Annotated in this window: 15 protein-coding genes; 14 read left to right on the top strand and 1 reads right to left on the bottom strand. The window is 66.2% G+C overall.

What is annotated here, in order from left to right:
- Positions 1 to 104: 104 nt before the first annotated feature.
- From tuf to J2W14_RS19415, 3 genes are all read left to right on the top strand, one after another.
- A complete protein-coding gene (tuf, locus tag J2W14_RS19425; RefSeq protein WP_069949303.1) occupies positions 105 to 1,295 on the top strand; it encodes an elongation factor Tu in 1,191 nt (396 codons plus the stop codon).
- Positions 1,296 to 1,631: 336 nt separating this feature from the next.
- Positions 1,632 to 5,831 (top strand): hypothetical protein, encoded by a 4,200-nt coding sequence (locus J2W14_RS19420; protein ID WP_307465579.1) that lies wholly within the window; start codon positions 1,632 to 1,634, stop codon positions 5,829 to 5,831.
- A gap of 47 nt (positions 5,832 to 5,878) precedes the next feature.
- Complete coding sequence (locus J2W14_RS19415) at positions 5,879 to 6,004, top strand: hypothetical protein (protein WP_307465578.1); 126 nt, start codon at positions 5,879 to 5,881, stop codon at positions 6,002 to 6,004.
- A gap of 69 nt (positions 6,005 to 6,073) precedes the next feature.
- Here J2W14_RS19415 and J2W14_RS19410 read toward each other — a convergent pair whose 3' ends face one another.
- Positions 6,074 to 7,501: a GH1 family beta-glucosidase gene (locus J2W14_RS19410; protein ID WP_307465577.1), complete on the bottom strand. Its 1,428-nt coding sequence runs from the start codon at positions 7,499 to 7,501 to the stop codon at positions 6,074 to 6,076.
- Between the two features lie 462 nt (positions 7,502 to 7,963).
- Between J2W14_RS19410 and rpsJ the strand changes: the two genes are divergently transcribed.
- From rpsJ to rpsQ, 11 genes are read left to right on the top strand one after another with little or no spacing between them, the layout of a single operon-like run.
- Positions 7,964 to 8,272 carry a 30S ribosomal protein S10 gene (gene rpsJ / locus J2W14_RS19405; protein WP_024366135.1) on the top strand — a complete coding sequence of 103 codons (309 nt, stop codon included), beginning with the start codon at positions 7,964 to 7,966 and terminating at the stop codon, positions 8,270 to 8,272.
- Positions 8,273 to 8,289: 17 nt separating this feature from the next.
- Positions 8,290 to 8,940 (top strand): 50S ribosomal protein L3, encoded by a 651-nt coding sequence (gene rplC / locus J2W14_RS19400; RefSeq protein WP_024366134.1) that lies wholly within the window; start codon positions 8,290 to 8,292, stop codon positions 8,938 to 8,940.
- A gap of 4 nt (positions 8,941 to 8,944) precedes the next feature.
- On the top strand, positions 8,945 to 9,568 hold the full coding sequence (gene rplD, locus J2W14_RS19395) for a 50S ribosomal protein L4 (protein ID WP_282379776.1): 624 nt from the start codon (positions 8,945 to 8,947) through the stop codon (positions 9,566 to 9,568).
- Entirely contained in the window at positions 9,565 to 9,870 is a 306-nt protein-coding gene (gene rplW, locus J2W14_RS19390; RefSeq protein ID WP_024366132.1) for a 50S ribosomal protein L23, read from the top strand. Before rplD ends, rplW begins: the two co-directional genes overlap by 4 nt.
- A gap of 30 nt (positions 9,871 to 9,900) precedes the next feature.
- Positions 9,901 to 10,740: a 50S ribosomal protein L2 gene (gene rplB / locus J2W14_RS19385; RefSeq protein ID WP_069949299.1), complete on the top strand. Its 840-nt coding sequence runs from the start codon at positions 9,901 to 9,903 to the stop codon at positions 10,738 to 10,740.
- A 12-nt stretch (positions 10,741 to 10,752) separates the two neighbouring features.
- Positions 10,753 to 11,034 (top strand): 30S ribosomal protein S19, encoded by a 282-nt coding sequence (rpsS, locus tag J2W14_RS19380; RefSeq protein WP_018773666.1) that lies wholly within the window; start codon positions 10,753 to 10,755, stop codon positions 11,032 to 11,034.
- 38 nt (positions 11,035 to 11,072) lie between these two features.
- Positions 11,073 to 11,438 (top strand): 50S ribosomal protein L22, encoded by a 366-nt coding sequence (rplV, locus tag J2W14_RS19375; RefSeq protein WP_069949298.1) that lies wholly within the window; start codon positions 11,073 to 11,075, stop codon positions 11,436 to 11,438.
- Positions 11,439 to 12,272 (top strand): 30S ribosomal protein S3, encoded by an 834-nt coding sequence (rpsC, locus tag J2W14_RS19370; RefSeq protein WP_226760325.1) that lies wholly within the window; start codon positions 11,439 to 11,441, stop codon positions 12,270 to 12,272.
- On the top strand, positions 12,273 to 12,689 hold the full coding sequence (gene rplP, locus J2W14_RS19365) for a 50S ribosomal protein L16 (RefSeq protein WP_024366129.1): 417 nt from the start codon (positions 12,273 to 12,275) through the stop codon (positions 12,687 to 12,689).
- A gap of 2 nt (positions 12,690 to 12,691) precedes the next feature.
- Entirely contained in the window at positions 12,692 to 13,021 is a 330-nt protein-coding gene (rpmC, locus tag J2W14_RS19360) for a 50S ribosomal protein L29 (RefSeq protein WP_307465567.1), read from the top strand.
- The gene (gene rpsQ / locus J2W14_RS19355) at positions 13,018 to 13,326 is read left to right on the top strand and encodes a 30S ribosomal protein S17 (RefSeq protein ID WP_226760326.1); all 309 of its coding nucleotides are present in this window, start codon (positions 13,018 to 13,020) and stop codon (positions 13,324 to 13,326) included. The genes rpmC and rpsQ overlap by 4 nt, the downstream gene beginning before the upstream one ends.
- Positions 13,327 to 13,886 lie beyond the last annotated feature (560 nt).

Genomic DNA, 13,886 nt, shown 5'->3' with positions numbered 1-13,886 from the left:
TGCAATTTCATCAATCCAAAGCCCCCCAAGTAGACTTACTGAAGTTTCGCCGCGATAAGCGCGGTCGAAGGGTAAGTCATTTGAAAACGTTCTAGGAGGAACCTGTGGCAAAGGCAAAGTTCGAGCGGACTAAGCCGCACGTCAACATCGGCACCATTGGTCACGTTGACCACGGTAAGACGACGCTGACGGCCGCGATTTCCAAGGTGCTGTACGACAAGTACCCGACACTCAACGAGCAGCGCGACTTCGCGTCCATTGACTCTGCTCCCGAAGAGCGTCAGCGCGGCATTACCATCAACATCTCCCACGTTGAGTACCAGACCGAGAAGCGCCACTACGCACACGTAGACGCTCCGGGTCACGCTGACTACATCAAGAACATGATCACCGGCGCTGCACAGATGGACGGTGCAATCCTCGTGGTTGCCGCCACTGACGGCCCGATGGCTCAGACCCGCGAGCACGTCCTGCTCGCCCGCCAGGTTGGTGTCCCCTACCTGCTGGTCGCACTCAACAAGTCGGACATGGTCGATGACGAAGAGCTCCTCGACCTCGTCGAAATGGAAGTTCGCGAGCTGCTTTCGGCTCAGGGCTTCGATGGCGATGAGGCTCCGGTCGTTCGCGTTTCCGGTCTGAAGGCTCTCGAAGGCGACCCGGTTTGGGTCAAGTCCGTCGAGGACCTCATGGAAGCTGTCGACAACTCTGTGCCGGACCCGGTACGTGACCGCGACAAGCCGTTCCTGATGCCGATCGAAGATGTCTTCACGATCACCGGCCGTGGCACCGTTGTTACGGGCCGCGCCGAGCGTGGAACCCTCGCCATCAACTCCGAGGTCGAGATCGTCGGCATCCGCCCGGTCCAGAAGACCACGGTTACCGGTATCGAGATGTTCCACAAGCAGCTCGACGAAGCATGGGCCGGCGAGAACTGTGGCCTCCTGCTCCGCGGTCTGAAGCGCGACGATGTCGAGCGTGGCCAGGTTGTCGTCAAGCCGGGTTCCATCACCCCGCACACCGACTTCGAGGCTAACGTCTACATCCTCTCCAAGGACGAAGGCGGCCGTCACAACCCGTTCTACTCCAACTACCGCCCGCAGTTCTACTTCCGCACCACGGACGTAACCGGCGTTATCACCCTGCCGGAAGGCACGGAAATGGTTATGCCTGGCGACAACACTGAGATGACCGTTGCGCTCATCCAGCCCATCGCCATGGAAGAGGGCCTCGGCTTCGCTATCCGCGAAGGCGGCCGCACCGTTGGTTCGGGACGCGTTACCAAGATCCTCAAGTAATACTTGCTGATCTGAGTTAGACCTCTGATCGGGTCGGCCGTCTGACGGCCCCCGTGAAGCAAGGAACAGCCCCGCTGCACTCGCAGCGGGGCTGTTCCTTTTTGTTCTCCGGGTGCCTGCCCCGGGTCCCTGCCCGGCGGCGGGACCAAGGCCCCTTCCGGGCTGGGCGAAGATCCGCCGCTTGAACCCGCGCGGACGATGTGGAGGATCCCCGGTCCTGGGAACGGGCCCTGTGGACAGGGCTCCGCTGAACGCCCACCAGTGCTATATTTTATCTAGTCATTGGATTTAATGGGAGCTGGGCGAGTACTGTCAGCCGGAGTCAGAAGGATATCCATGTCGACCGCTGTCCACCCCCTGCTGGCAATACTCCTGGTTGCGGTCGCCTTAGTGCTGGGCCTCCGCAGGGGGAGGGCGCGGGAACGCCGGCACCACGCTGACGCGAACAGCCAGGCCTTCGCGGCCGGCTTTCGCGCCGGGCACCTCCAGGGCTGGCGGGACGGCCAGACCGCCCGGGAGACGGGGGCGTCGACCATCCCGCCGGCGGCGGCAGCGGCTCCACCGCCTGCCGCGCCGGTGCCGCTGGCGGCTCCACCGCTGAACCCGCCAGGCCGGCCAACACCGCCGGTCCGGCATGCCGGCGCGTTTCCGTACGAGCCAACATCGACGCTCCCGCCGGCAGCGCACGATCAGCGCTGGCCCCTGCCCGCGCAGCGGCCGGCTCCGGCGCAGGTGGCTCCGGCCCCTGCTCCGCGGGAGTCCGCCGCGGACCGGGCTGCCCGAAAGGAGAAACGGGACCGGCAGAACATCAACATCACCCTCTACGTCGCCAGCCTCCTGCTGGTGGCTGCCGGTGCCCTGTTCATCGGCACCGGCCTCCCGGCAGTCCTCCGCTTCGCCGGCGTTGTCGCCATCACCGCGCTGTTCTATGCCGGCGGTCTGGTCCTGCATGCGAGGGCCCCGCGGCTCCGGCCGGCCGCCGTCGCCTTCGCCGGAACCGGCCTGGCCCTGATCCCGGTGGCCGGCCTGGCCATGTACAACTTCACCCTGCCCGACGGCCCCGCCGCCTGGCTGGTCACCTCGTTCATCGGCACTGTGGCCTACGTTGCCGCCGCCGTCCGGATGGACAGCAGGGTTCTCGCCTACCTGTCCCTGACTTTTGTCGTGTCGACGGCGTGGTCCGGGATTTCGGTCGTGGGCGGAGCCGTGCTCTGGTACTTCGCGGCGCTGATCGCCATCGCGGTCGTCCTGACCCTGCTGGCGCTGACGCGTCCGCGCTGGATGCCGTCGGTGTTCGTCAAACCGCTGATGGACCTGCACCCGTTCGTGGTCCCCGCCGTCGCAGCCGCTGCGACCTTCCTTCCGATGCTGCTCGGCAGGGGCGAGTACGCGTTCATGATGTTCCTGTGTGGAACGTACTTCGCCCTGATGGCGGCGCTCCCGCAGAGCCGGTTCCGGGTCGGCCAGTACTACGGCGCCCGGGTCAGCCTTACCGTGGCGGCGGCGGCCGCGGTCTGGGCGTCGAGCGACAGCCTGCCGTGGATGGTGCTGACCGCCCTCGTGCTGGCGGCCCTCCAGTCCGTGCTGCTGGCGTCCGGACTGACGCTGGTTCCGGCCGCCCTGCTGGGCTCCGCCGGCCGCCGGCGGGCCGACGCCCTCGGCACCTTCGGACTGCAACTGCTCCTGACCCTGCTGTGGGGCGCGGCCACCCTGTTCACTAACACCGTCGACCCCGCCATCGCCCCCACCGTCGACATCCCGGTGTGGCTGCCGCTGCTGCTGGCGTTGCTCACCGGCATGGCCCTCGCCGTGGGCCTGGAAGGGATGGCGGAAGGGGCCCCCGTGGCAGCCCTTCTGGTGGTTGCGGCATTCGGCGGCCGCGCCGGCGTCTGGAGCCCGGCCGTGTTCCTGTTGCTGGTCGCGCTGTTCTGGGCCGTGCGCTCCCTGCCCCCGGCGGAGCCCCTGCGCCGGCAGTTCGTGCTCGCCGCCCGCATCGCAGCCACGCTGGCCGTTCCCGCGGTGGCCGCGGCCATGACGGGCGGCAGCGCTGTTCCGGTGCTCTCCGCTTTCCTGCTGGCGCTCGTGGCGCAGCAGCTCGCCACGGCAGCCCTGGTCCGTGCGGGCGTGCCGTCGCTGGCCCCGGACTCGAGCCTGGCGGTCTTCTCCCTGGCGGCACTCCCGGTCCTCGCCGCGCTGGCCGTCGTGGACGACTCGCCGGGACGGACGCTCGCCGGCGCCGCCGTCGTGCTCCAGCTCCTCACGTCCCTGGGCATCGGCTGGGCCCTCTCCGGGGAAGCTGCGGCAGGGACTCCCTGGCGGTCCGGGGTCCGCGAACTGCTGCCCCTGGGCATGGCGGCGGCGCTGGCCGGCCTGGCGCTGACCGGCGTCTCGCTCCGGAGCGCCAACGCCAGCCTGGCCCTGACCGTGCTCTACCTCGTGGCAACGGCGCTGCGTCGCGGTGCCCTGCAGCAGCGGTGGAGCTACTGGTGGATGGCCCGGGGGACCGGCACCGTCCTGGTCCTGACGGGTTTCCAGCAGCTGCGGCAGGAGACCGGTCCGCTGATGATCGGCGGCGAGGAACTCATGGGTGCTTCACTGGCGGTGCTGGTGCTGGGCCTGCAGCTGGCGTTCCCCCTGCTGGCAGAGCTCAGGCGCCGGGCTCCCGACGGCGTGGTCGCCGACGCCGCCGCGGTGCTGATGCTGCAGGCCGTCGCACTGGCCGGTCTCACGGCATCCGGCCTCCAGCCGCAGCCGGCCGGTGGCTGGCAGCTGACCGCTGCCGTCGTCGTGATCGCCCTCGGCGCGGCGGCGGCGGGGTTGGTGCTGCGAACCCGCCCGCGCACGGCGGTGTTTGCCCCGGCGGCACTGGCGGTGCTGCTGCTGGCCCGTGCGGGTTCGGCGCTCGACGTCGAGCTGGTGCTGGGCATCTTTGCCGTCTTCAGCGCCGCGATGGTGGTGGCCGCCACCTCGCGCACGGCCAAGGGCGGCTACTTCGCATCCGCCCGGGTACTGACCCTGGCCCTGGCGCTGGTCCTGAGCTACGACCTGACGGTCTCGGCCACCGCCGTCTCGGTGACCCTCGGGCTGGTCCTGGCCGCCCAGCACGTGATCCGCTGGCTCATGCGGCACCGCCTGACGGAAGTCCCCTTCCAGCAGGCGGCGGTGTGGATCACGCTCGCGGCCCAGACAGTGCTTCCGCTCGGCTACCTGGCGGCAGCGCCGGACGACGGCGGCCGCTGGGTCATCGTGCTGCACGCGGCCCTGCTGCTGGTCTCCGCAGCCGTGGCCAGCCGGGTCTTTGCGGCCCGCGGGGCGGCCTACCTGGCGGTCTATGCCGCCGTGTTCGGCACCGTGGCGCTGGGGCCGCTGGTGCCGTTCGACGGCGGCACCTCAGCCGGCGGTCTGCTGGACCAGCCGGTCCTCAGCCACGACGGGGTCGTGGTGATGCTGCTTGTGCTGTCCCTGGCCGCCACCGCCGCGGGGCTGCGTTTCCGGCGGAACGCGCGGGCCGACGTCGAACGCTGGCTCTGGCTGGCGGCTTCCGGCGCTTTCGTCCTGACCGCCCTGGTGCTGGCTCCGCGCGCCGCTGACTGGCTGACCGGGGCGTCGGTCCTGGCGCTGGCAGCGGTCTGCTTCGCGGCGTCGCACCTGGAACGGTGGCCGGCGCTCTACGTGCCGGCCGTCGCGGCGGCCCTGTTTGGTGCCACATTGTCCGGTGCCACGCTGTCGGCCTCCGTGCCACCGGACGCCATGCCGGGCGCCTGGGGCAGCTACCTTCCGTGGCTGGCGGGCTGCGCCCCGGCGGCGGCAGCACTGTATGCCGTCCGGTGGCTGCGCCGCGAACCGCTGGCCGCCGATCCGGTCCGCCGCTGGTCGCTGGTGTCGGCAGCGGTCCTGGGTCTTGGCCTCGCCGCGGCCGCCGGGCTTCGGTGGGACGAGACGGCCTGGGCCGGGGCCGCGCTCGTGGCCGCCGCCGCCGCGGTCTGCTGCGCCGAAGCGCCGGCGAGAGCCCGCAGGGCCGGAGCGGAACTGGGACTTTTCGCCACGACGGCGGCGGTGCAGCGCGCGGTGCTGTTCACCGGACTCGGGGCAGGCTCCGAGTGGCCCGATGTGTTCTGGGCGCTGCAGTGGTACGTGGTCCTGGCCGGGGGGCTGGGTGCCCTTCGCCTGGCGTCCGGGAACCGCGGGCCGGGACACCGCAGGGCCGGGCGGGTGCTGTTGTCCGGCGGCGCCGGGCTGCTGACGCTGTCCGGGCTGGGGATCATCCTCGGCGGCGATGCGGTCCAGCAGCTGTGGGTCCTGGCGCTGATGGCCGTGGTGCTCATGGCCGGGCTGGCCTTCGGCGAACGGCTTTTCGTCTGGTGGGGTGCGGCAGGAGTCGCGGTGTGCATCATGTGGGCGATGCGCCAGTACACCTTCGCACTGCTGGCCCTCATTGCCGCGGCCCTCATCGTGCTGGCGGTCTGGAGGCTGAACCGCAGCAAGCCCGTCGCTGACGAGCCGGTACCGCACCGTGAGCCGGCGGACCATAGTTGACGGGGGCCGGGCGCTGATATCGTTGCTCCCAACGAAGGGAGCTCACCGTGAGCTGGTTAATTTTCCTGTTGGTGGCCGTTGCCGTCGTCGCCGCTGTCTTTTGGGCCAAGAAGCACTTCCGCAACGAGATTGAACGGGCCAAGCGCATCAACCGGGCCAACCGGGACAAATAGCGCACAAGCGTACAGGGCTGAACAGGCGGCCGGGCCACTGCCGGCCCGGCGCCGGCGGCTCCTGCCGGCTCAGGGCTTGCGGGCCCGGCTGAGTGCCTGGTACCAGTAATACGAATCCTTGGGCGTGCGTTCCTGGGTGTCGAAATCGACGTGGACCAGCCCGAAGCGCTGTGAGTACCCGGCCGCCCACTCGAAGTTGTCCATCAGGGTCCAGACGTAATAGCCCAGCAGTTCAACGTCCTCGGCGATGCCGCCCGGCGCGGTGGCATCCACGGCATGCCCCAGGTGGGATGCGATGTAGCTGATCCGGTCCGTATCCGGGATGGGGCCCGACACGTGCTCGGGCTCGGGGAAGCTGGCCCCGCTTTCGGTGATGTACAGCGGAGGCAGCGCCGCACCGTACCTGTCCTTCAGCTCGCGCAGCAGCGGGCCCAGGTGGTCCGGTGCCACCGGCCAGCCGAAGCCCGTTTTCGCGTATTCCGGGAACGCCGCCATATGGAAAGGCATCTTCAGCATCGCGTCCGCGGTGCCCGCGGGGCTCTCGCCCGCGCCGCGGCCGGTCGCGACCTTCACGGGGTAGTAATAGTTCAGCCCGTAGAAATCGAGGGGCTGGTGGATGGCCCGCAGGTCGGCGTCGGAGATCTTCCCCATCGAACGGAACCACGGCTTGGCGATGAGCGGCACCTTCGGGTAGCTGCCCAGGAGGATCGGATCCGCATAGACCCGGTTCAGGACCAGGTCGAAGATGTTGGCCAGGAAGCGGTCCGTCACCGACCGGGACGCGGGCCGGACGGGGGAGTGCAGGTTGGTGACGCCAACGGCGCCGGTGACCCCCTCCGCGCGCAGCGCCTGCACGGCCAGGCCGTGCCCCAGGAGCTGGTGGTGCACGGCGGGCAGGGCATCGAAGAGCAGGTCGTGGCCCGGGGCGTGGAGCCCGAGGGCATAGCCGTTGAGCGTGACCGAGACCGGTTCGTTAAGCGTCACCCACTGTGCGACCCGGTCACCGAAGCGGCGGCCGGCCGCCGCGCTGTACTCGGCGAAGCGTTCTGCGGTGGACCGCCGCAGCCAGCCGCCGCGGTGTTCCAGCGGCAGCGGGGTGTCCCAGTGGTACAGGGTGGCCATGGGGGAGATGCCGGCTTCCAGCAGCTGGTCGATGAGCCGGTCGTAGAAGTCGAGCCCCGCGCTGTTGAACGGACCGGTCCCGTCCGGCTGGATCCGGGGCCAGGAGAGGGAGAAACGGTAGGAGTCGATGCCGAGCGTGCGCATCAGTTCGACGTCTTCCGCGGTGCGGTTGTAGTGGTCGCAGGCGATGGCGGGGGAGTGGCCGTCCCGGATGGTGCCGGGCTTTTCGACGAACGCGTCCCAGCCGGAGGGTCCGCGGCCGCCGGCCGCGAGGGAGCCTTCAATCTGGAAAGCGGCCGAGGCAACTCCCAGCTGGAAATCGGGGCGCAGGCGCGCGGCAAGGGCCTGAACTGCTACGGAATCCTGCACAGTCATGCCCCCATCATCCCCACGGTGCCCGCCGAAGGCAACGGGCGGACGTCCTGTCCCGCCGTCGTCCGTTCCGAAAGGGCGTGACAAGCCCGGCGGCCGGCCGGCGAATGCCCCACCCCACCCGGCCGCCGATTCGCTTCTGCCCGGCAATTCCGGCATACTAGATGAGTTGTTCAAGCGCTCTTTCGCGTCCCGATCCGGATAATGCCGGGTGTCAGGGTCCAAGTAGGAGACCAAACATAACCCACGCCCCAAGGAATTGCGGTCGAGTCGCGTGAAAAAGCGCGACACGCCCGACCGCGGGGGTCGGTTACGTCGGCAGGTTGAGGAACCCGGATTTATCCGGATTCAGCTTGTGCGGCGGGTGGTAGTTACGACTTCAATTGCTTCGGCAGCCACATGCAACACGCAAGTAAACAGAGCAGCCCTCACTGGAGCAGCACTAACGAAAGAGAGTCAGGCGACATGGCGGGACAAAAAATCCGCATCCGGCTGAAGTCATACGACCACGAGGTCATTGACTCTTCAGCACGGAAGATCGTTGAGACGGTCACGCGCGCAGGCGCCACGGTAGTAGGCCCTGTGCCGCTGCCGACGGAGAAGAACATCTACTGCGTCATCCGCTCTCCGCACAAGTACAAGGACAGCCGTGAGCACTTCGAAATGCGTACTCACAAGCGTCTGATCGACATCATCGACCCCACGCCGAAGGCTGTTGATTCGCTTATGCGTCTCGACCTGCCGGCCGACGTGAACATCGAAATCAAGCTGTAGGGAGGTGCTGAGAAACTATGACCGCAACCCGTAACGTAAAGGGCCTGCTGGGCACGAAGCTCGGCATGACCCAGGTCTGGGACGAGAACAACAAGCTCATCCCCGTCACTGTGGTCCAGGCTGACTCGAACGTCATCACGCAGCTGCGCAACGCAGACACTGATGGCTATGTCGCCGTTCAGATCGGCTACGGCCAGATCGATCCCCGCAAGGTCACCAAGCCGCTGGCTGGTCACTTTGAAAAGGCAGGCGTCACGCCTCGCCGTCACGTCGTCGAACTGCGCACTGCAGATGCTGACTCTTACGAGCTGGGCCAGGAGCTCTCCGTAGAGCTCTTCGAAGCCGGCCAGAAGATCGACGTCGTTGGCACCACCAAGGGTAAGGGCTTCGCCGGTGTTATGAAGCGTCACGGCTTCCACGGCGTTGGAGCTTCCCACGGTGCCCACAAGAACCACCGTAAGCCCGGTTCAATCGGTGGCGCATCCACCCCGAGCCGCGTCTTCAAGGGCATGAAAATGGCCGGCCGCATGGGCGCCGTTCGTCACACCACGCTGAACCTCACGGTCCACGCGGTTGACGTCGAGAAGTCGCTGCTCCTGATCAAGGGCGCCGTCCCCGGCGCCCGCGGCCAGGTCGTACTCGTACGCACCGCCGTGAAGGGAGCCTAGTTCAATGACTAGCACTGTCAAGGTTGACCTGCCTGCAGAGATCTTCGACGTACAGACCAACGTGCCGCTGATGCACCAGGTCGTCGTTGCCCAGCTCGCTGCTGCTCGCCAGGGTACCCACAAGACCAAGACCCGCGCCGAGGTTTCCGGTGCAGGTCGCAAGCCGTTCAAGCAGAAGGGCACCGGCCGCGCCCGTCAGGGTTCAATCCGTGCTCCTCACATGACCGGTGGTGGCGTTGTCCACGGCCCCACGCCGCGTGACTACAGCCAGCGCACCCCCAAGAAGATGATTGCTGCTGCCCTGCGCGGCGCTCTCTCTGACCGCGCCCGTAACGGCCGCATCCACGTTGTTGCTGAACTGGTTCCCGGCACCAAGCCGTCCTCCAGCGCCGCACTGGCTACCCTGCGGGATGTCTCCGAGCGTAAGAACCTGCTCGTTGTCATCGAGCGCGCCAACGATGTTGCTGCACTCTCCGTGCGCAACCTCACGGATGTTCACGTTCTGTACGCAGACCAGCTGAACACCTACGACGTTCTCGTCTCCGATGACGTTGTCTTCACCAAGGCTGCCTACGAAGCATTCGTTGCTTCCAAGGCAGTGGCAAAGAACGAGGAGGATGCCAAGTGAGTGCAGCCACCATCAAAGACCCGCGCGACGTCGTGCTTGCACCCGTCGTCTCGGAAAAGAGCTACGGCCTGATCGATGAGGGAAAGTACACCTTCCTGGTGGACCCCCGCTCGAACAAGACCGAGATCAAGCTGGCCGTGGAGAAAATCTTCTCCGTCAAGGTCGACTCGATCAACACCATCAACCGTGCCGGTAAGCGCAAGCGGACCAAATTCGGATGGGGTACCCGCAAGAACACCAAGCGTGCAATTGTGAGCCTCAAAGAAGGCACGATCGACATCTTCGGCGGTCCGCTCTCGTAGCGGAGACCACTTTAACGAGGAAATTAAATTATGGGAATCCGTAAATATAAGCCGACTACCCCGGGCCGTCGCGGCTCGAGCGTAGCGGACTTCACTGAAATCACGCGGTCGACGCCGGAAAAGTCGTTGGTACGTCCCCTCCCGAAAAAGGGTGGCCGTAACAACACCGGTAAGATCACGACCCGTCACAAGGGTGGTGGCCACAAGCGCCAGTACCGTCTGATCGACTTCCGTCGCCACGACAAAGACGGCGTCAACGCCCGCGTTGCCGAGATCGAGTACGATCCGAACCGCACGGCTCGCATCGCACTCCTGCACTACATTGATGGCACCAAGCGGTACATCATTGCCCCGAACAAGCTGTCCCAGGGTGACACCGTAGAGGCAGGTGCCGACGCTGACATCAAGCCCGGCAACAACCTCCCGCTGCGCAACATCCCGGTCGGTACCGTAATCCACGCAGTCGAACTGCGTCCGGGTGGCGGCGCCAAGATGGGCCGCTCCGCCGGCGCATCGATCCAGCTCGTTGCTAAGGAAGGCCGTTTCGCCCAGCTGCGTCTGCCTTCCGGCGAAATCCGCAACGTTGACGTGCGCTGCCGCGCAACCGTCGGCGAGGTCGGCAACGCCGAGCAGTCGAACATCAACTGGGGTAAGGCCGGCCGTATGCGCTGGAAGGGCGTTCGCCCGACCGTCCGTGGTGTCGCCATGAACCCGGTTGACCACCCCCACGGTGGTGGCGAGGGTAAGACGTCCGGTGGACGTCACCCCGTCAACCCGAACGGTAAGCGCGAAGGCCGCACCCGCCGTCCCAACAAAGAGAGCGACAAGCTTATTGTTCGTCGCCGTCGTACTGGCAAGAACAAGCGATAGGAGCCTGGACACATGCCACGCAGCCTGAAAAAAGGTCCTTTCGTTGACCAGCACCTCTTTGTAAAGGTAGCCAGGGAAAACGAAAAGGGCACCAAGAACGTCATCAAGACCTGGTCCCGCCGCTCGATGATCGTCCCCGACATGCTCGGCCACACGATCGCCGTACACGACGGACGCAAGCACATCCCCGTGTTTGTCACTGAGTCGATGGTCGGGCACAAGCTCGGCGAATTCGCTCCCACGCGGACATTCCGCGGCCATGTCAAGGACGACCGTAAGGGCAAGCGCCGCTAGGCGCCTGCACTTACGTCAAAGACGAGAGAAGGAAAGCAATGGAAGCCAAGGCAATTGCGCGTCACATCCGCGTAACGCCTATGAAGGCCCGGCGCGTCGTCAACCTTGTTCGTGGTAAGCAAGCGAATGAGGCTCTGGCAATTCTGAAGTTTGCCCCGCAGGCAGCTTCAGAGCCGGTATTCAAGGTAGTTCAGTCGGCAATCTCCAACGCCCGGGTCCTCGCGGACCGCGACGGCGTGGCGTTTGACGAGGGTGACCTCATCATCAGCGAAATGTATGTTGATGAAGGCCCGACCATGAAGCGGTTCCAGCCGCGAGCCCAGGGTCGTGCATTTCAGATCAAGAAGCGCACGAGCCACATCACCGTGGTAGTCGCTACCCCGGAGAAAGAGGAGGCTCGCTAAGTGGGACAGAAAGTTAACCCGCACGGGTTCCGACTCGGCATCACCACCGATCACGTATCGCACTGGTTTGCTGACAGCACCAAGCCCGGTCAGCGGTACAAGGACTTCGTTCGCGAAGACATCCGTATCCGCCAGCTCATGTCCACGGGCATGGAGCGCGCCGGTATCGCCAAGGTCGAAATCGAGCGCACCCGCGACCGTGTCCGTGTGGATATCCACACGGCACGTCCGGGCATCGTTATCGGCCGCCGCGGTGCAGAAGCAGACCGCATCCGCGGCGAGCTCGAAAAGCTCACGGGCAAGCAGGTCCAGCTGAACATCCTCGAGGTCAAGAACCCCGAGATGGAAGCACAGCTTGTTGCCCAGGGCGTTGCTGAGCAGCTGACTTCCCGCGTGGCGTTCCGCCGTGCGATGAAGAAGGCCATGCAGTCCGCACAGCGTGCAGGTGCCAAGGGCATCCGTATCGCTTGCTCGGGTCGACTGGGCGGCGCAGAAATGTCCCGCTCGGAGTTCTACCGCGAAGGCCGTGTGCCCCTGCACACCCTCCGCGCGAACATCGACTACGGCTTCTACGAGGCCAAGACCACCTTCGGCCGCATCGGCGTGAAGGTCTGGATCTACAAGGGTGACGTCACCGCCAAGGAACTGGCTCAGCAGGCAGCTGCTGCTCCGTCCCGCGGCCGTGGTGCCAGCGACCGCCCGGGCCGCCCGGGTGGCGCTGACCGTGGTGACCGCCGTCGTCGCACTGACCGCCCGGCCGAGGCTGCACCCGCTGCTGCCGAAGCTCCGGTGGTTGAAGCAGCTGCACCGGCAGTAGAAGGAGGACAGGCTTAAATGCTTATCCCACGTCGAGTCAAGCACCGTAAGCAGCACCACCCGGGTCGTTCCGGCGCTGCTACGGGCGGCACCAAGGTCTCCTTCGGTGAGTGGGGTATCCAGGCTCTGAGCCCGGCATACGTCACGAACCGTCAGATCGAGTCTGCCCGTATCGCGATGACCCGCCACATCAAGCGTGGCGGAAAGGTCTGGATCAACATCTACCCGGACCGTCCGCTGACGAAGAAGCCTGCCGAAACCCGTATGGGTTCCGGTAAGGGTTCTCCGGAATGGTGGGTCTCAAACGTCAAGCCGGGCCGGGTTCTCTTCGAGATCTCAGGTGTCGATGAAGAAACGGCCCGCGAGGCATTGCGCCTGGCGATCCACAAACTCCCGTTGAAGGCACGCATTCTGCGTCGCGAAGGTGGTGAATAGAAATGTCAGTAGGATCCAAGGAACTTGCATCCGCACAGCTGGACGGTTTCGACAACGAGCGACTCGTTGAGGAACTCCGTAAGGCCAAGGAAGAGCTGTTCAACCTGCGTTTCCAGTCCGCCACCGGTCAGCTGGAGAACCACGGTCGACTGCGCGCGGTAAAGAAGGACATCGCACGCATCTACACCGTTCTCCGTGAGCGCGAGCTGGGCATTCGTGCCGAGGTTGCCGCACCGGTTGTGGAAGCCAAGGAAGAAAAGAAGTCCAAGAAGGCTGCAACCAAGAAGGCCGACAAGGCTGAAACGGTTGAGACCGAGGAGGACTCCAAGTGAGTGAAAAGGACGAAAACGTGACGGAAACTGTTTCCGGCGCAGCTACGGCTGACGAGCGCGGTTACCGTAAGACGAAGCGCGGCTTTGTGGTCTCGGACAAGATGGAAAAGACCATCGTTGTCCAGGTCGAGGACCGTGTGAAGCACGCCCTCTACGGCAAGGTCCTTCGCCGCAACACGAAGATCAAGGCTCACGACGAAGAGAACAGCGCCGGCATCGGCGACCTCGTTCTCCTCGCCGAGACCCGCCCGCTCTCCGCTACCAAGCGGTGGCGTCTGGTGGAGATCCTCGAGAAGGCCAAGTAACACCTGCAGCCTGGCTGTCAGAGCAACCCCCGTTCCCTTCTGGGAGCGGGGGTTTCTCCGTTGGCGGGGGAGTCGCGGCGCCGGGTTCCCCGCCGGCTTGGTGCCACGGGCCGCGCGTCCCGCCGGCGCGCCCGCGCTGCACGCGTCACGACAACGGGCCGCGCATCACGCGTCACGCCCTGAGTGCCACAGGCCGAGCGTCACGCGTCACGCAGGGCAGGGTTTCGGCCCGACCTCGACGCCGGAGGGCCGGGATTCCGGGGGAGTGCGGCTCGAGCGGGGCCAAAAGACTGCCGTGCGTGACGACGTCGGGCGCTGCTGTGCCGTGTTGGCCTGTACAGCTCCGGTCGGCCCTGCTGCCGGCGGACCCACGCCGCGGGCCGGGCGTCCTGCCCGCGCGCCCGCGCGTCACGCCCGGCGGGCCACGGGCCGCGCATCCTGCGACACGCCCACGCGTCACGCAGGGCAGGGTTTCGGCCCGACCTCGACGCCGGAGGGCCGGGATTCCGGGGGAGTGTGGCACCAACGGGGCCAAAAGACTGCCGTGCGTGACGACGTCG

It is taken from the genome of Pseudarthrobacter oxydans, assembly GCF_030812335.1.
Classification (GTDB): Bacteria; Actinomycetota; Actinomycetes; order Actinomycetales; family Micrococcaceae; genus Arthrobacter; species Arthrobacter oxydans_B.
The sequence above is the reverse complement of the archived record's forward strand: the minus strand, read 5'-3'. Positions and strand labels throughout refer to the sequence as shown.